Here is an 18134-nt window from a genome sequence, read left to right on the forward strand (position 1 = left end):
AATCTATGAAAACAAATATGAAACTTAGAACAGTTGCATTTGTATCAATTATTGCAATTGTTGTAAGCATACTTGGACTTTTTCCAAACCAGGTGAATGCAAGCCCTCAGCGCGGACGGCCACGTCTCAATGAAGCTATGACTACATTTGTAGGCGACAATGGGCAGCCATTACGCGGTCCATTCGTTTCTACGGAATGGACGGCGGCAGCTCCCAATGACCAGCTTGAGAGAATTAAGGAACTAGGATTCAATGCTGTGCACCTGTACGCGGAGTGCTTTGACCCCAAATATCCTGGTGCAGGAAGTACATCCCCAGGATATGCAGTTAATGAAATTGATAAAATAGTGCAAAGGACAAAGGACTCCGGTCTTTACCTGGTAATAACCATAGGTAACGGTGCCAACAATGGGAATCATAATGCAAGATGGGCCAAGGATTTCTGGAACTTCTATGCGCCTCGTTATGCAAAAGAGACGCATGTATTGTATGAAATACATAACGAGCCTGTGGCATGGGGGCCGCCGTACTCTTCTCCGACAGCGAATCCTCCCGGTGCGGTTGATATGGAAATTGATGTTTATAAGACTATCCGTACTCATGCACCGGAAACACCAGTATTACTCTTTTCCTATGCGGTGTTTGGGGGCAAGGGAGGAGCAACCGAAGCCTTGAAGGATATACGTGCTTTCAACAGGGCGGTTTTTGGCAACGAAAACGCAGTGTGGACTAACGAGGCTGTGGCGTTTCATGGATATGCGGGCTGGGAAGAAACCACCATCGCAGTGGAGGAGCTTTTAAAAGCTGGTTATCCCTGCTTTATGACTGAATATGCTGCAGGTGCTTGGGGAAGCGGAAGGGGTGGATTTGACGTCGAACTTACCTACGAGTTGGAGCGCTTGGGAGTCTCTTGGCTCACTTTCCAATATGTTCCTCCTATCGGTGTGTCCGATGATGTTACAAAGCCGGAATACTATTCAGCATTGGTTGAAAATGCCGGACTTTCGTGGACTCCTGACTACGGGAACTGGCCAGTGGCACGCGGTGTGCACGGTAATGGGGGATTGGCTAGGGAAACCACAACATGGGTCAATAACTTTTTGACCGGTACAACACGTATCGAAGCTGAAGACTTTGATTGGGGAGGAAATGGTATCTCCTATTATGATACAGATTCAGTGAATATCGGAGGACAGTACCGCCCGGATGAAGAGGTAGATATTGAGAAGACTTCAGATATTGGTGGTGGTTACAATGTCGGATGGATTTCTGATGGAGAATGGCTCGAATATACCATACGAGTTCGGCATCCAGGCTATTACGACCTCTCGCTGCGTGTAGCAAGCACAAGCGAGAGTAGCGTTCAAGTTAGTTTCGGAAACCAAGACAAGACCGGGATTTGGGAGCTGCCTGTTACCGGAGATTTTCAAACCTGGACTACAGCCACAAGGCAGGTATTTCTTGGAGCTGGCCTGCAAAAATTGCGCATCAATGCTTTGTCCGGAGAATTCAATTTGAATTGGATTGAACTTTCTCCAATATCAACAGGAACAATTCCCGACGGAACTTATAAATTTTTAAACCGTGCCAACACAAAAACATTACAGGAAGTAACCAGCAACAATAGTATTATAACCAGTGATTACAAAGGAATTGCGGAACAACACTGGAAAATTCAGCACATTGGTGGCGGACAATACAGAATCTCATCGGCAGGTAGAGGTTGGAATTGGAACTGGTGGATGGGATTTGGAACCGTAGGATGGTGGGGAACTGGTTCGGGTACATGTTTTATAATCAGACCAACTGGTGACGGTTACTACAGAATTGTGCTCGTTGGTGATGGCACAAACCTCCAAATATCAAACAGTGACCTGAGCAAGATAGAGGGGAAGGCTTTACACGCAGGTGCAAATCAGCAATGGGCTATACTTCCACCTTCTGCTCCTGTATTCCCGACGGGTTTAAGCGCGATACTTGATTCTTCTAGTAACGAGGCCAATTTGAAATGGAATGCTACGGAAGGTGCAAACTCTTATAATGTTAAGCGTTCTGTCAAAAGCGGTGGCCCATACACAACTATTGCCACCAATATCACATCGACAAACTATGCAGACACTAGTGTGTCAATTGGTACTAAGTACTATTATGTAGTCAGTGCAGTAAGAAATGGAGAGGAAACGCTCAACAGTGCAGAAGCGATGCTGCAATACCCAAAACTTACAGGTACTGTTATTGGTACCGAGGGATCGTGGAATAACGTAGGCAATACAATTCACAAGGCTTTTGATAACGACTTGAACACGTTCTTTGACGGTCCGAGATCAGACGGTTGTTGGTTGGGTCTGGACTTTGGTGATGGTGTGAGAAATGTCATTACACAGATCAAATACAGTCCGCGTGCCAACTTTGAGCACCGTATGGTAGGTGGAATTATTCAGGGGGCAAATAGTGAAGATTTTAGCGATGCAGTGACGCTGTTTACCATTACCTCGCAACCTAGCGCTGGGGCATTAACGTCGATAGATGTGGACAATACGACTGGCTTCCGTTATGTCCGTTATCTATCTCCGGACGGCAGCAATGGTAATGTCGCAGAGATACAGTTTTTTGGTACGCCAGCGGGTAAAGAAAATGATAATAAGCATTTGGGTGATTTAAATGGCGACGGAAAAATAACCTCAACAGACCTTCAACTGTTAAAAAGGCATTTGCTAGGTATAATAGAGCTTACAGGAGAAAACCTTTTAAATGCCGATGTAACCAAAGATGGCAAAGTAACTTCTACTGACTTTACTTTATTAAAAAGATATATACTTCGTATTGTAACAACTTTTTAAATCAAATTACGAACTTAAAAAAGTATATGCTCTAAACTAGTAGCTATGAATAGAGAAAAGGCTCTCAATTTACTGTCAATTGATATTTTAATTTTATTTTCGTTCAGGAGACTTATGTACTCATTGCCAGTAAACTGAGAGCCTTAAATTATTTCAGATTTACAATGCTGCCAATAAACTCACCCTATCAATCTTTCCGGTAGAGGTTTTGGGCATTTCTTCACGAACAACAAATTCCTGTGGCATCATGTATACAGGCAATTTTCCTGCACAGAAGCTTCGGATATCCTTTTCATCAAAAGTATGACCCTCCTTGATTTTAACACATGCAACTATTTTTTCCTCTATTTCGCTGTCCTTAACTCCTACAACGGCACACTCGAATATTGACGGGTGCTTGTAAAGGACTTCTTCAATTTCTGTCGGGCTTATTCTAAATCCCTTGCTCTTTATCATTCCGCCTTTTCTGCCCACAAAATAAAGATATCCCTCTTCGTCGCTGTAAACAATATCGCCGGAATAAACAACTCTTTCTGAATTCAACAATTGAGGCGGAGAGAATGGGTTTGGTCGGAACACCTTCCTTGTTGCTTCTTCATCTCCCCAGTACCCAAGAGCAGTATTGGGGCCTCGGTATACCAGCTCCCCGTGCTCGAAAGGTTTACATAATTCATTATTTTCATTGACTACAAATACTTCGGTATTTGGGATTGCCTTGCCTATGGAACTCTTTTTCGAATTAATCTCTGAAGGATCAAGGTATGTGCAGCGGAATCCTTCTGTGAGTCCATACATTAAAAATATTTCAGTATCTTTAAATATACTTTGCATTTTATCAACGTATTTGTCCGGTATCTTACCTCCGGAATTTGTCACATATCTTAAGCTTCTATAATTAAACTTTTCAATATATCTATTCTGCATGAGCTGAACCCATATAGTCGGTATTCCGGCAAGCCCTGTTATACTGTAATTTTCAATAATTGAGGGTATTTCGAAGAAAGTAAAGGGCCATTTCATTACGATGGTCGATGAATTTAAAAAGGAGCTCAAAAGCTGGTTTAATCCATAGTCAAAATTGAATGGCAGAACAGATAAAATTCTTTCTTCCTTTGTTATTTTCAGATAATCACTTACGATTTTTGCACCCATTACAAGATTTGAATGGGTAATCATTATGCCTTTTGCTTTACCTGTGGAACCGGAGGTGTAGATAATGGAAGCAAGGTCCTGATCTATGGCAGTGCATATCTCATTATCCGAAGCATATGAATTAAGTATTTCCTCAAAGGAGTCCGCACCTTGGCAAATATCCCCGGTTGTAATAAAATGCTTCAAGTCAGTGCTCCTTACTCCTCTACTTACCTTGTTATAATCGGACGCATCCAGAATCAGCAATTTTATTCCGCAATTATTCAATATGTGTTCAATTTGCATTTCAACGGAATTTATGTTGATTGAAACAAAGACCGCTCCTATCTTGGCTGCTGCAAATATAGCTATAATATGCTCTATACAGTTGGGAAGGTATATACCTATCCTGTCTCCCTTTTTTATTCCAATCGCTTTAAGATATGCTGAAAATTTTAATACCGATTCATATACTTCCAGGTAAGAGATCTCTTTGCCGGGAAGTTGAATTATTCCTTTTTTATCGGGATAGTTTTCTCTAGCTTGTTTTAACAAATCAAATACTGTATATATCATAAAAAAGACCTCCTATTTATACAAGACATGTGTTTAATTCAGATGAATCTGGACTATATTCAACAAGGCTGCAGATTTCTTCGTATACCTGACTTAGTACCTCTTTTTCGTATACCTTTTCAATATTTATTGTGTTGATAAGATCTTTAATAATAGACTCCTTGTTGGACTTATTGTATTTCAAAGCTGCAAGCCTCATAGAATCAAATACGGTCAGGGTATGATTATATTTATCGATCAGCTCTTCAAATTTATTATTTGTTTTAAAGTTTTTTGCGATATAAATCAGCCTGTCCTTCATACATTTTTTATGCTCAAAAAGAGTATGGAATGCGGCATAGAAGAGCCTTACTTTATATTTAATTACATCTTCAAGATATTCCGGCAAATGATCATAGATTTTCATACCGAAAACACTCTTATCATCAAAATAAATATCAAAGAAATCCATTTCTTTATTTGCATCCCTGTCAGGGAAATCCTTTAAGGCCGAGTTGATAGAAAAAATGTAATCATGAAGGCCGCAGGAGAATTTATTTATGTCAAATTTGTAGACCCGGTCGCTTTTTTCCCGGAATCTAAAAAGTCTTCCGTATAATCTGTCCTGAACCCAGGCTTCTTTATCCTCTGTAAGGGCCAACCCATTTTCAAAGGCTCTGGCAAATGTTTTGTAGGCTATCTTATAGCATGTAAAGATTCTGTTATCGTCAAATCCAATCACCGATAGTTCTTCACTAGAATCGTCATAACCGTAAATTAAAATATCATGCACATAGTGATAGTCAGCTTTCATATAATTAGGCTTAACATAGTATTCATCCAAGAAAGTAAAAACATATTGATGACTGTCTATCTTGTCCTTTATATAAGTAAGTATATCAACATTAATTATAGAATTTCTGGGGATTTTGATGAATTCAAGGTGACTCTGAGCAGAAGTCCATCCGCCGTAAAAATCCAGCCATATTTCTTTATTGCTGTATCTGCCTAGCTTTTTGTCGTTATAAAATATCTGCGTATAATTCTCATAAAACCAAGGATAAAAGTTTTCATTTCCCAAAATAATACATAAGAGATAAGAGTTGTACAGGTAATTGTTAATATTATTCTGCAATTTTATTTCCAACTGTTTTGACTTCATCACCCAAATCCTCCTTCGAACAATGTAAAATCAGCTTGTCAAGGGCACAAATGAGACTTTTCACGGTTTCCCACTTGCTTGATACAATTAATGCAATTATGCGGCCAATGTATTTCGAGCTGTCATAGAACTTTTTTTGAGGAAGAGTTCCTGAGGTACATAGGATAATACCCTCTTTTTTATCCTTGTCGTATAATAATCCTTCCTTTGAGAGCATTTCACACATATATTTATAATTCAGTAGGTTTGCGGACACAACATTGTAATACTTTACCCTTGTTTTTACATCACCCATTATTTGAGCTAAAATTGAAGTATATGTCGACACTACAAGCCTTCCGTTAATCTCTACCACAGGAATAATTCCTTCATCGGTAATTATTGAGTCAACACCTGCAATTCCTTTGTAGCCCATTTCATACAAGGCTTTGCCGAGTTTCTTGCCAAAATTCATATACTCATTAATTACAGCATTGTCAAAATCCGAAGGATATTGGGAACCCTCATAAACAACACCTCTTAGAATTTGACGGGTGATAGAAAAAACATCTACTTCACCTTCATCAGATATATACAACTGGTAATTAACGTCGGACTTTTTATCATACCATCCCTCGACCACCCAGCGTCTTTCGGACTTATGCCTTGATAATTTATCAATCATTTTTAATACCGGTTCCAGTTTTCTTTCATCTTCAATAATGTAAGAACATTTACCTGAGGCACCATGGGGTTCTTTAATAATTACCTTATTAAAGCAGCAGGGTTCTTCTCTCAGTCGATAATATTCTTTTCTCACTTCATCTATTGAACCGCAAACCTTTCCTTCGCACACTCTGAAGCCTAATTTTTCAGCTAGGCAACGATTGTTGATTTTATCATTTATCAGAGCATTGATAGAGGAAGGGGAACCGATTATCTCAAGGTTACAGTTTTTGGCTATTTGCTCCTCGTGACAAGTGATAGCAAAGGGCATAAAATATGCCTTCTCCATACTTTCAGATATAGCCCTGATCTTATCCTGAAGCTTTTTATCTCTAAGTACCAGTTCGGATATAGGAGTTAATTCATCCGAATTCTCAGGGACAAGTATGGTGGGGATGGAAAAACCGAATCTCTTTAGCATTTCCAAATAATCTTTGTCCGGATACTCCCTGAGGATCATTATATCCTGCTTCCTGCATAAAAGGAGATTTACCTCCTCCATCCTGTTAACGATACCTTCCTCATAGGGGTCCGTAAAGCCTTTGCTTGTTTCATTCCAGTATTTCTCTGCACCGATATTGCACAGCCAAACTATAGTTTGGCTGTGCCTGTCTTCGTTAAGATACTTAAGTAAATCAAAGGTTCTCTTCATTTTCAGCCTCACTCAACGACAATTTTTTTGTGAAAATAATTCTTATAATGTGCTCCACTGTTGAGAAATTTTCATAAGTCAATAGTTCCGGTTCGATTTCAATTTCAAATTCTTTTTCCAGATCCATTACGAGACTCATCATCTGAATCGAGTCAATTCCAAGGTCTGTTCTTATATTTAGGCTTTCATTTATGTTGTCTATGTCATACTGTGAATTTGCTTTAATGATATCCATTACTCTACACCTTAGCTTTGAAGATAAAATCTTCTCCATACATATTGCCTCCCTTCATGAAAAACGGTTTATTTACTTTTACTTCATCAATATTCGATTCAACCAATACACTACTGTTATCCATAAAGATAATCTTTATATTTGCTTTCTCTTTTAGATCCTTAAAAAGCTTTATGTACTCCCTTCTCAATTTCTTTAGATAATATAACGTCCTGTTTTGCAGCAGCTTGCTTCTTAGTATTCTTTTGTTGGTGTGAAACAAGGGCTTTCCTCTTTTTTCAATTCTCTCGAGACATACATCAGGAGGTGTGTCAATAAAGTAAATATAGTCCGGCTGCCTGACGAACAGAGAAATCAGCTGGCCCAGTCTAAATTTTGCACCATTTACAATATCTCTGGTCAGACCGGTATAAATATACCGGTCTGCAATAACATAATAGTCTTTTCTCAGCAAAGGAAGTATTACCGTGAAATAGTCTATAAGAAAACTTATCCACTGGAGAAAGCTATATACCTCCTTTGTCAGTATATTTGCTTTATTGAAAAGCTTCATTATTTTTCTTATTAATGAGTTCGAGTTCCATTCGACGATGGCTGCCTTCTGGTTTCTATTTCTATAAAAATTGTATACTTCGCATATTACATGGCTCTTACCGGCACCGCTTATTCCTTCAAATGCTATTAAAGCTCCTTTACTCCTGCTTTTCGAGGATATATTAATATTCATGATAAATATCCGCCAAATTTAAATAATTCCGGATTCTTTTTTAGCTTCTTTAAATCTTATTTTAGTCGCATCCTGGTCAACCTCAAGAATTCTGTCGCTTTCAAATATTCGAGTAAAGAAGTCGTAATTCCATTTGAAGGGTTTTTCCTTTTCTACTCCGTATTCATCGAGATACCCCTTATCCTCCGGTTCTAAGGCCTTCATAACATATTCAGGGACAATATCTTCGTACATCAAGTTTACAAAATGGAAAGCATAGTAAAGTATTTTTTCGCACTTTTTGTCCCTGCAGAAATCTATAAGTTTGTTCCAATTGATTTCATCGGAAAACTTCTCAATGTAAAGTGCTATATCGGCGAACTTGTAGACTTTCAGGTCTCTTAGCTCATTAATCCAGTTTATAAGCGCAGCTTCCTTATATAAATGGCACGCTAGCTGGATAAGGAAATCCTCTCTGTCCAGAATATATGTCGTTGCTCCGCCTATATCAACCGGTATGGCCCTTTCAAGGAGCTCCGCGGTTTCTATCTTATACGGGCAATTTCCTTTCCACAGAACTTCAAAGTTTAGATCCACACGGATCACCGGTACAAAGGGATTATCAGTCTTTTTGAGGCATTCCATAAGCTCGTGGGTTGCTGCCCTGTACAAAAGTTTCTGCTTTTTGGTACCGGGGATTATTTCTCCGCTGTATTCATTAAACTCACCCTGTATATATCCTGCATCCTCCAATACACTGACTACCTTATCGGAATCCTTGACATCTATCAGGAAATCAAGGTCATTAAAGGTTCTGGTTTCAATTGAAGGATATACTTTTGCTGCAAGAAAATTTCCCTTGAGAATAGCTGCTTTTATCCCATTTTCATTGAACCGGTCAAAAATATTTTTTATTTCATTAAAGTAAGTTTGGTTTCGAAGCTCGTAGACCTTGCATTCATTTTTCATTACTTTGATAATTTCCTTTTCAATTTTGTCCAAAAGCCCGAGGTTCTTAAAGTGGTAGTACATCATGTTTAGTGTCCTGTGATTGATGCCTTGATATAGTATGTCTTTCCAATCCAGTCTATTTGAAACGATACTTTTTATCATTTCAACATCTGTTTCATTTAGAGTTCCTTTAGAACATAAAATTGTAAGTTTCCTTTCATTTGAAAGCTCATGAATAGTTTGTGGCATTTTATCCTACCTCCTTCGCAGTGTTTTCCATCTTTTTTATAATATATTGGGTTATACGCTGTGCATTTGAAAAGTTTTCCGGAGTAAGGGAAGCAATATCCACATCCACTCCAAACACATCTTCTATACTCATAACCACATCCACCAGCTTTATTGAATCAATACCAAGATCGGTTCTGATCCTTGAGACCTCTGTTATATTGCCCGGATCAACTTCTGAGTTTTCCTTTAAAATTTCGAGTACTTTTGATTTAATAGATAATTCATTCATTGCATTTTCCCCCTATTAGATTTTATTTTTATACTTATTACTTGTATCTTTCATTGGTAACTGTGATCCTGCCTTCCACTTCCGGCGCCACCTCCTTTTTCTCTTGTATATATTGGGTGAGAACATCCTTTAGTAATGCTCCGAAGCTTATAATCTTTGCATCTTTGAATTCCTCATAATAGTCACCTCCGTTGTAGAGGTAATCATTTATTGCCACTTTGTACAATTTATCTTTCTCCAAAGGCTTGCCGTCCTTTGTTACCTCTACCAGCCTTTGGCCGGCAGGCTTTGAGCCGTCAAATACATAGCTTATACCGGACACTTGCAAAAAGGCACCGTTAGAACCGCTAGGATAGGACCAAAGACCTCTTTCTATAGCTTTATAGATTAATTCACCTTTCAACTCAATTGTCAAAAGAGAGTTGGAAAAGGGAAGTACCTTCCCAAGCTTGTAAAGATTAATTTCTCCTTCCGGGATGCTTTCCCGTATACCGCCGCCGTTCATAATTGCAATATCCGCATTTCCAATGGACCTCATTGCATCGGTAAGCAAGTTGCCGAGATTTGTTTCGCTAGATCTCATCTGCGATCTTCTGCCGTTTAACTCAACCTTCGCATTTCCAACGATTTTTTGGGAATCTATTAGGGCAATGTCGTGATATTTTTTGGCTATATCCGCAAGCTTTTTATCTTCCAGGGATTTATCTTTTGTAGATTTGGTTTTCCATGAAACCTTTGATATTTTACCGTCTTTAAAGTACATCTTTCCGATACAGGCATGAGTTGTCCATGCACCGCCCGACACAATAAATGTGTCTTTAACCTTTTGAGCAGAAGTATAAAGTTTGTGGTAATGCCCGCATAGGACAAGGTCTATTCCATCCACTTCATCGACAAGCTTTTTATCTTCATCATCACCAAGGTGTGAAAGCAATATAACAACATCTGCTTTGTCTCCAAGCTCCTTCAATACTCTTTTGGCTTCCTTTGCGGGATCTTCTATGGTAAGACCGCCATTGTCTCTTGAGTTTGTGAATTTTAATGCAAAGGGAGTGGTAAGTCCGAAAAGACCTATTTTTTTGCCGTCCTTTTCAACTATTAAATAGTCATCAAATACATGCTCATTGTCCTTATAGATATTGGATGAGAGGACGGGAAAATTCAATTGGGACTTTATTTCCAGAAGCCTGTCAACCCCAAAATTGAAATCATGGTTTCCGGGCACCATAGCTGTGTAGCCCATCTGATTTACAATCTCTACTACACCCTGTCCTTTTTCAATATTTGCTTCATTGGTTCCGTGAAATAAATCGCCTGTATCAAGCAGCAGTAAGTCTTCATCTTTTGCTCTTTCCTGCTGAACAAAATAATTAATTAAGGGCAGACCCATTATGTTGCTTATATCATCAAGGCTATAATAACCTCCAACATCATCATCGAAAACGATATGACCATGAACATCAGCGGTATTGGCAAAGGTAATACTATCATCGTAATACCCGATATTATAAAACACATCATTAAAATCAATATAGTAATTTATCAGAACCCCTGTACAAACTAACACAATAGCGCAAAGAATTATTATATTTGTGTACTTCTTCACAAGTTTCCCTCCTATAAGTCAAAATAAGTGTATTTTTAAGATCGATTTAGTACATTGAGGTGCCGGAGCTGGAATAGTGTTTTAAGCCGTTTTTCCAAAGCATATAAACCAAAGCGAACATTGCTACACCCACTATGGGGGTCATGTATAAAAAACCATCCCAGAAAAGACTTAATTCAGGCTTTCTCAAAAAATACTGTGCAGGAAAATAGCTTACAAATGCAAAGGGAGTAACATATATTAATAAGTTTTGTATCAAAGCCGGATAAAAACTTATTGGATATCCTGCAAATCGCCTTGAGTTGAAAAATATCATGTTTCGCAGGTTGGTTGTTCTTATGGCCCAGAAATTGAAACAAGAAGAAAGCATAAATAATGAGGCCTGTATAATAGCTGCACCAACGAGTGTAACAATATAATAAAGGATATTTGTTGGTGTCCATTGGATTCCAACTGAAGTTGATGTTTTTATAAAGAGAATTAAACCTACCGCACCATGACCTAAGAAGGCGCAATGATCCATTCTCGCACATATTATTTGTGTCAGCAATCCAACCGGTCTTATCAGCAATCTGTCAAATTCTCCGGAATATATCACTGAGTCAAACTCCCTTATACCTGTAAAGAAAGCAACAAACAAGCTGTATGACAAAAAGAGAAAACTATACAAGAAAAGCATTTCATTCATTTCCCAGCCCTTTATGCTGATAAACTTTTTTAATATAAAGTAAATGACCAATACATTTACTGATTCCCTGCAGAAGATTGCGAAAAATGTTAATGTTCTGTCTAATTTATATTCAAGAGTTATCTTAAGGTTCAGTTTTGTAAACCTTGCAAAAAGCCTTATTGTATCAAATGTATTATTTAATAATTTCATATGCATTAACCCCCTTGAACCACCAGTTTTTTTGCTGCAGACTTCCAAAGAATATGACCTAACAGGAACAGGGTTACTATCCAAAAGGCTTGTTTTATGAGGCTTAGAATAATATCATTTGGAGGAACCTGTCCAAGATAAATAGATATTGGAATATAATATATGGAGCCAAAAGGGGTCAATTCAATGAAATTAACTAGTTTTTCCGGCAAAAACCATATTGGTATAAGGGCACCGGACAATATGGTAACAGCAGCATCCTTAATGGTAACCAGGCTGAAAGTTTTGTAGAACCAAAACGATGTCATCCAAATAATAAAGTTTAGATTATAGAGAACCAAATATCCCAGTACAACGCTTACAATAAAGTAAAACATATAAAGAAGAGAAAACGGAGGGAGCAATCCAAAGGCAAACATTGAAACTATTAATGCAGGTGTAAATTGCATTATGAGTCTAAACATCAGTACTCCTATATTATGTGACAGTATATATGCCTTGAAATTCATGGGTTTTAACAGATCCATAGAAACAAGTCCTGAGTTTACCTTGCCTTCAATAAGGTACTCATCCATCATAAATATAGTTTGTAGCAGCACTCCGAGTATCAGGTATGTTATAACATATCTAAACTGAATTCCTCCTAAGACCTCTTCTTCTTCATAGATAGCCTTCCATATGGATATATTAACCAAAATGACTATCAGGGCATTAATCAATCCGGCGAAATAATCCAAACGATACACGATATTGTTCTGAAATACCTTTTTGGCAATCTCAACATACATTCTTATCAAGGCATATTCCTCCTTGGTAAATATCTCTGATTATCTGTTCAATTTCCGGCTCTTGGATTGTAATATCCTGCACCTCATATTTTTGAGTCAGCTCATTGATAAGATTTGTGACCTGCATCAGAGTTTGATCTACCTTAAACTTTTTTCTGTTCCCATCGCTATTGATGAGCTTAACCCCGGCAAAACTTAAGTTTTTATATTCCTTTTGAAACTCGACTTCGACTATCCTGTAGTTTCCGAATCTGTGTTTTATCTCGTGGATGCTTCCGTCATATATAATGGTGCCGTTGTCGATGATTATCATTCTATTGCAAGTTTTCTCTATATCCTGCATATCATGGGTTGTGAAAAGCATGGTAGTTCCTTTTTCGGCGTTTATGTACTTTATAAACTCACGGATTCTCTCTTTTGCTACCACATCAAGACCGATTGTAGGTTCATCAAAAAACACCATCTCCGGATTATGGAGCATTGATGCCGCAATATCCGCCCTCATTCGTTGCCCTAGACTTAGCTGCCTTACCGGCTGATTCATAAATTTATGAATCTCTAAAAGTTCACTGAACATATCTAAATTTTTCTTATATTCTTTGTCCGGTATCTTATAAATAAATTTGAGAAGATCAAAAGTATCTATGACCGGAAGGTCCCACCAGAGCTGTGTTCTCTGACCAAAAACAACACCAATTTTTGATGCAACGGCTTTCCTATTCTTATATGGAGACAATCCTCCAATGCTTATTTCCCCTGAGGAAGGCACTAATATTCCGGTCAGCATTTTAACTGTCGTAGACTTTCCGGCGCCATTAGGACCGATAAATCCTACCATTTCACCCTTTTCAATAGAAAAGCTAATGTTATCTACCGCTTTTTTAATCTTGTATTCCGGTATCAGAAGGCTGTTGATAGCTCCCAATAACCCTTTCTTTTTTACATTTATCTTATATTCCTTAACTAAATTTTCTGACTTAATAAATGCCACCTTCGTATCACCCCTTTAAGTTTTTATTCTTTGGTTTAACTTTTTCAATCCTAATGCAAGTTGCTTGTATTTTTTTACAAATAAAATTTACCTCCTTTTCAAAATTCAATTATGAGTACAAAGTTTTCGACACGAAAATTAGGAACACTGTAAACTTAACAAAATACTTCAAATTGCGCGGGAATTTTCGTTGAATATTCTGTGTAAAAGCATTGAAAAAGAGTTGAAATTCTTTTGGATTCCATATGGATTATGGCACTGACGATGAAATTTACATATTCAAATTGATAAATTTGTGATACTATTATATCAAGTCTAGTAGCTGAATTATTTGTAAGAGTATTGGATACACAGATATAATAAATCATTTTTAGCATTATGAAAAATAGAAATTGGTGTTGTTTTATATATAATAATTAGGGGAGCAACTACTATGGATAAAAAAATATTGACTATTAAGCAGTTATTAGAAGTGATATTTGCAACTATAAACAGAAGCGCAGGTTATTTTGCAGGTGCGTACCTTCTTAAAGATGTTTCTATTATCTCGAAATGGAAAAGTGAAAAAGTGACACCCAAAAAAGAGGATATAAGTAAAATTGTAGAATTTGTGATTGGTGAATCAACGATTATTCAACAAAAAACCCTTCGAGATAAAATAAATATCCTTATAAAAGAATCTTCCCTTAGTACTGATATTAAAGAATTTATTCTTTGCATTGAAGATTTTGAAATTTTCCTAGAGGAAACTTTGACAATAGCTGTTTCACAGGACAATAGCTACTTTACCACTGTCATTGAGGAACAGAAAAGTGAAAATGTTGAGGAAAGCACATTTGCAGCCGAAGACGAACTCCTTTTACCCGAGGTCACTTCCAAATACTCTGAAGATACAAGTATGATTTTATATAAAGATAATAATCTATATTCTAAACCTAATTCATGTAAAAGTAATAATTACATAAATAAAATTAGGCGGACTTTAGTTTCTGCCTCAGTACTAGTCATTATGGCTTCGTTTATTTTATTCGAGCAACTAAGTATAGCAGATGATTCGAAAAAACCGCCCCAATCATCCTTCGCAAAAAGTGATAGTGGCATTTTAAAAATTCCTTCTAAGTCCTTCGAAGAAGAACAGGAAGAGAACTTAGCGAAATCTGTGATGACGAAGGATATAAATGAAGACAGCAGCATCAACTTAGAGGTCAGGCAAACTCCGGAGGCTACACCAGAGAATAACAGTGAGAATGCAGAGGTTACGCCAGAGAATAACAGAACCAATACGGAGTCTACGCCGGAGAACAACAGTACCAATACAGCAGTTAAGATAGAGGATAACAGTACCAATACGACGGTTATGTCAAAGGATAACAGCACCAATATAAAGGAGATAAGTCCACATACAGGTAACATAATTAATGGAGATAAGAATATCCAGATAAATGATTCTCAGAACATCATTATAAACATTAGTAATTAACAGACGGGGTTGGGGAGGGTGCAAATGTTAAAATTTTATGCTATCTTGCTAACTTTATGTCTAGTCTTTATGGTGCAGTTTATCAATAGTTCTGCGTCAAGTTCAAATTTAAAAACAGATAAATCTATAAATATCGAACTCAATAAAAAAGTTGTAGAAGGGACAGTATATGTCCCTGCAAAGGAAGTTTTTGAATCTCTGGGGTGGGAAGTTGCATGGGTTTCAAAGGACAAAATGCTTATTGCTGTTAAAGGTAATAAAAAAAATATCCTGAAAATTGATTCCAAAGAAGCGATCATAAATGGTGAAAATGTTGAACTTAACAATGCTGCCAGAATTATAGACGGCAAATTCTATATACCTGTTGATTTTGTAGCACAACAATTTGGAGAAAAAGTGATATGGGACAAGAACGGTAACATAATAATTGCCAGCCCGGATTTTGGATCAAACGTTATAATAAATGGACAGGGTAATATTATTATTGCAAAGGCAAAAGGGATAATTTTAGATATATTTGAGCCCATCAACAGTGATACTGCCTATGATTTATTAAGTACCGCAGATATCCTCCTGGAGAATAACAACATACCGGAAGCTATTGAAAAATATAAAAAGGTTTTGGAAAACATCTCTAAGGAAGAAAGTCCAACGGCTTATGCCCATGCGGCAAAAGGCATGGGAAACGCATACAGCATACTTGCTCAAATAAAAGATTCAAAGACAAATATTGAGAGGGCTATATCCCTATATGAGGATGCGATTTCAGTTTATTCTGCCGAAAATAATCCCATCGACTATTTTATTACCCTAAATAATCTTGGTAGTGCATACAAAATACTGGCGGAAACAACCGGAAGAAACAATGACCTTTTAAAAGCTATAAATTATTACAAAAAGTCCTTGGCTGTGGAGTATACGGAAGGTTATGCACTTGATTATGCATTTATAAAATACAACATGGGCTCTGCATATCTTAAACTAAAACACAAAAACCTGGCAATGGAGTGCTTGACGGAAGCGAAAGATATATATGAGAGCTATTTGGAAAAATGCGATTTTGATAATGATAGCTACACATGGTCATCAATACAATATGGTTTGGGAAACACCTATAAGCTTTTGTCAAAACTAATGCTCAAAAAAGGGTATGTGGAAAGAGCAATGGCCGCATATAATGAAACATTAAAGATTAGAAGTATAGAGTCTTATCCTTTTGATTATGCAGATATTCACAGAAGCATGGGGGAATTATACAGTGATATGGCTAAACGCGGTATTGGTAAAGACAGTTTTGAAAAAGCTTTAGAGGAATATAAGGAAAGCCTAAACATTTATTCGCTAGAAAAATATCCCATACATTATGCAAAAGTCAATTATGATATGGGGGACTTATACATGCTTGCGTCATACACACAGGAGGATGAGCTGAGTAATTTTATAAAAGCAAATAGAGCATTTAGGGAGGCGATGAAAGTAATAAATAAGAATGAGATTCAGGTTATAAAATAAAAAATATTAATGGCTTAAGGGGAGGAAGAATGAGTTTATGTTCAAAAAAATGGGGATAATAGTAGTAATTGCCGCAACAATATCATGTTTTTTTATGTTCACGTGCAGTGCAGATTCAAATAGTGAGGTACTGGTAGATATAAATAATGTGCAAGTAAAAATGGATATTCCGCCGCGTATAGTAAACGGTGAAGTATTTGTACCTGTCAGGGAAACTCTCAACCTTTTCGGAATGGAGGTAGAATGGGATCATTCTTTAAGAACAGCTGTTGCAGCTAAAGAAAACAAAGCTATCAGTATAAAGGCTGAAAGTAATAAAGTATTGATAAATGATAAATATATAGATTTCAATTCTTCTTCTTTTATACATAATGATAGACTTTTCATATCTGCAGAGATTTTTGAGTATGGATTTGGTATGGTTTTTAATTTCGACAGTGAAAAAAACATATTGAATGTATGGAGTATGGATGAAAATGATATTACTATTGGCGGCAATGAGAATATTATGATAAAAGATTGTATTGATAGTATCATAAATATTACGCGAAGATATAGGCCAGATAAGATTAATGATGAAATGGAGAATGCAAATAAATTATATGATGACAGCAAATATATTGAAGCCATAGAAAGTTATGAAAAGATCCTGGAGGGCATATCTAGCAAAAAAAACCCTGAGGAATACGGTTATATAAATTTAAGTATTGGACATGCGTATTTAATGCTATCTCAAAACGCCGATATGGAAAGGAACGCTATTAATGCTATAGCAGCATATAAACAGGCATTAACCGTTGACTCAAGTAAGATACAAGGAGCAGCAAATTACAGCTTAGGACATGCATATAATATGCTGTCCAAGGTAAGAGACAGCGTGGTAAACAATAACTTGGCCTTAGAGTATCTTGATTCCGCTTTGAAAGTATTCAAACTTGAAAATTACCCGTTAGAGTATGCAAGGATACAATTGCAAAAAGGAAGCTCTTATATAGGTCTGTATGCATGGGGCGGAAATGTTGAAAATATTCACAGTGCTATCAGTGCTATTGAAGAGGCATTAACGATTTTCGAGGAAGAATATATAATCGGCTATGCAATGGGCCAGAATAATTTAGGGATATGCTATTCATATTTAAGCTATTCGGAAAATCCCCGGGAAAATCTAAATAAAGCTATAGAGGCATATGAAGATGCCCTGACTTTCTTTAATAAAAAAGAATTTCCATATGAATATACCAATATAAAAAATAATCGGGGACTTTGTTATATAAATCTTGCAAATATAAATAACTAAAACTTCGCACTTATAAAAGTCCCTGTGCACCTTGAAAATTCAATATTATTTGGTGATAAAAATGGCATGAGACCTTCAACATTGGTATAATTGAGTTGAGAGAAACAATCAAACCAAATGGAA

General features: G+C 37.0%; 15 protein-coding genes. 4 read left to right on the forward strand and 11 right to left on the reverse strand.

Translation table 11 applies throughout. The features are described 5' to 3' along the window. The first annotated feature begins 5 nt into the window (after positions 1 to 5). Positions 6 to 2840, forward strand: coding sequence for a carbohydrate-binding protein (locus EFD62_RS12045; protein ID WP_128706200.1), 2835 nt, complete (start codon positions 6 to 8; stop codon positions 2838 to 2840). Between the two features lie 159 nt (positions 2841 to 2999). Here the strand turns inward: EFD62_RS12045 and EFD62_RS12050 are convergent, their stop codons facing one another. From EFD62_RS12050 to EFD62_RS12100, 11 genes are read right to left on the reverse strand one after another with little or no spacing between them, the layout of a single operon-like run. Continuing rightward, complete coding sequence (locus tag EFD62_RS12050) at positions 3000 to 4547, reverse strand: AMP-binding protein (protein WP_128706201.1); 1548 nt, start codon at positions 4545 to 4547, stop codon at positions 3000 to 3002. 16 nt (positions 4548 to 4563) lie between these two features. After that, positions 4564 to 5688 (reverse strand): hypothetical protein, encoded by a 1125-nt coding sequence (locus tag EFD62_RS12055; protein ID WP_128706202.1) that lies wholly within the window; start codon positions 5686 to 5688, stop codon positions 4564 to 4566. Then, positions 5651 to 7045, reverse strand: a complete 1395-nt coding sequence (locus tag EFD62_RS12060; protein ID WP_069195287.1) for an ATP-grasp domain-containing protein — start codon at positions 7043 to 7045, stop codon at positions 5651 to 5653. The genes EFD62_RS12055 and EFD62_RS12060 overlap by 38 nt, the downstream gene beginning before the upstream one ends. Next, positions 7029 to 7319 (reverse strand): acyl carrier protein, encoded by a 291-nt coding sequence (locus EFD62_RS12065; RefSeq protein ID WP_069195286.1) that lies wholly within the window; start codon positions 7317 to 7319, stop codon positions 7029 to 7031. The genes EFD62_RS12060 and EFD62_RS12065 overlap by 17 nt, the downstream gene beginning before the upstream one ends. Beyond that, complete coding sequence (locus tag EFD62_RS12070; RefSeq protein ID WP_069195285.1) at positions 7285 to 8007, reverse strand: dTMP kinase; 723 nt, start codon at positions 8005 to 8007, stop codon at positions 7285 to 7287. Before EFD62_RS12070 ends, EFD62_RS12065 begins: the two co-directional genes overlap by 35 nt. Before the next feature lie 18 nt (positions 8008 to 8025). Further along, a complete protein-coding gene (locus EFD62_RS12075) occupies positions 8026 to 9186 on the reverse strand; it encodes a nucleotidyltransferase domain-containing protein (RefSeq protein ID WP_069195284.1) in 1161 nt (386 codons plus the stop codon). A gap of 1 nt (position 9187) precedes the next feature. Further along, the gene (locus EFD62_RS12080) at positions 9188 to 9457 is read right to left on the reverse strand and encodes an acyl carrier protein (RefSeq protein WP_069195283.1); all 270 of its coding nucleotides are present in this window, start codon (positions 9455 to 9457) and stop codon (positions 9188 to 9190) included. Between the two features lie 37 nt (positions 9458 to 9494). Beyond that, on the reverse strand, positions 9495 to 11063 hold the full coding sequence (locus tag EFD62_RS12085; RefSeq protein ID WP_128706203.1) for a bifunctional metallophosphatase/5'-nucleotidase: 1569 nt from the start codon (positions 11061 to 11063) through the stop codon (positions 9495 to 9497). Positions 11064 to 11109: 46 nt separating this feature from the next. Next, on the reverse strand, positions 11110 to 11943 hold the full coding sequence (locus tag EFD62_RS12090) for an ABC transporter permease (RefSeq protein WP_235832644.1): 834 nt from the start codon (positions 11941 to 11943) through the stop codon (positions 11110 to 11112). Between the two features lie 5 nt (positions 11944 to 11948). Next, positions 11949 to 12731, reverse strand: a complete 783-nt coding sequence (locus EFD62_RS12095) for an ABC transporter permease (RefSeq protein ID WP_235832645.1) — start codon at positions 12729 to 12731, stop codon at positions 11949 to 11951. Continuing rightward, positions 12721 to 13722, reverse strand: coding sequence for an ABC transporter ATP-binding protein (locus EFD62_RS12100; RefSeq protein ID WP_069195280.1), 1002 nt, complete (start codon positions 13720 to 13722; stop codon positions 12721 to 12723). The genes EFD62_RS12095 and EFD62_RS12100 overlap by 11 nt, the downstream gene beginning before the upstream one ends. 433 nt (positions 13723 to 14155) lie before the next feature. Here EFD62_RS12100 and EFD62_RS12105 point away from each other — a divergent pair, with 433 nt between their 5' ends. From EFD62_RS12105 to EFD62_RS12115, 3 genes are read left to right on the forward strand one after another with little or no spacing between them, the layout of a single operon-like run. Then, positions 14156 to 15202, forward strand: coding sequence for a hypothetical protein (locus EFD62_RS12105; RefSeq protein ID WP_128706205.1), 1047 nt, complete (start codon positions 14156 to 14158; stop codon positions 15200 to 15202). 24 nt (positions 15203 to 15226) lie between these two features. Further along, complete coding sequence (locus tag EFD62_RS12110; protein WP_128706206.1) at positions 15227 to 16714, forward strand: stalk domain-containing protein; 1488 nt, start codon at positions 15227 to 15229, stop codon at positions 16712 to 16714. Positions 16715 to 16751: 37 nt separating this feature from the next. Next, positions 16752 to 18011, forward strand: a complete 1260-nt coding sequence (locus EFD62_RS12115; protein ID WP_128706207.1) for a copper amine oxidase N-terminal domain-containing protein — start codon at positions 16752 to 16754, stop codon at positions 18009 to 18011. Positions 18012 to 18134: the final 123 nt, after the last annotated feature.

The sequence above is a fragment of the Acetivibrio mesophilus genome, assembly GCF_004102745.1.
Taxonomy (GTDB): domain Bacteria; phylum Bacillota; class Clostridia; order Acetivibrionales; family Acetivibrionaceae; genus Hungateiclostridium; species Hungateiclostridium mesophilum.

Coding starts and splice junctions, on each gene's coding strand:
- EFD62_RS12090 (WP_235832644.1), bottom strand. CDS start 11,943: ATGAAATTATTAAATAATACATTTGATACAATAAGGCTTTTTGCAAGG.
- EFD62_RS12080 (WP_069195283.1), bottom strand. CDS start 9,457: ATGAATGAATTATCTATTAAATCAAAAGTACTCGAAATTTTAAAGGAA.
- EFD62_RS12065 (WP_069195286.1), bottom strand. CDS start 7,319: ATGGAGAAGATTTTATCTTCAAAGCTAAGGTGTAGAGTAATGGATATC.
- EFD62_RS12115 (WP_128706207.1), top strand. CDS start 16,752: ATGTTCAAAAAAATGGGGATAATAGTAGTAATTGCCGCAACAATATCA.
- EFD62_RS12105 (WP_128706205.1), top strand. CDS start 14,156: ATGGATAAAAAAATATTGACTATTAAGCAGTTATTAGAAGTGATATTT.
- EFD62_RS12070 (WP_069195285.1), bottom strand. CDS start 8,007: ATGAATATTAATATATCCTCGAAAAGCAGGAGTAAAGGAGCTTTAATA.
- EFD62_RS12075 (WP_069195284.1), bottom strand. CDS start 9,186: ATGCCACAAACTATTCATGAGCTTTCAAATGAAAGGAAACTTACAATT.
- EFD62_RS12045 (WP_128706200.1), top strand. CDS start 6: ATGAAAACAAATATGAAACTTAGAACAGTTGCATTTGTATCAATTATT.
- EFD62_RS12050 (WP_128706201.1), bottom strand. CDS start 4,547: ATGATATATACAGTATTTGATTTGTTAAAACAAGCTAGAGAAAACTAT.
- EFD62_RS12095 (WP_235832645.1), bottom strand. CDS start 12,731: ATGTATGTTGAGATTGCCAAAAAGGTATTTCAGAACAATATCGTGTAT.
- EFD62_RS12055 (WP_128706202.1), bottom strand. CDS start 5,688: ATGAAGTCAAAACAGTTGGAAATAAAATTGCAGAATAATATTAACAAT.
- EFD62_RS12110 (WP_128706206.1), top strand. CDS start 15,227: ATGTTAAAATTTTATGCTATCTTGCTAACTTTATGTCTAGTCTTTATG.
- EFD62_RS12060 (WP_069195287.1), bottom strand. CDS start 7,045: ATGAAGAGAACCTTTGATTTACTTAAGTATCTTAACGAAGACAGGCAC.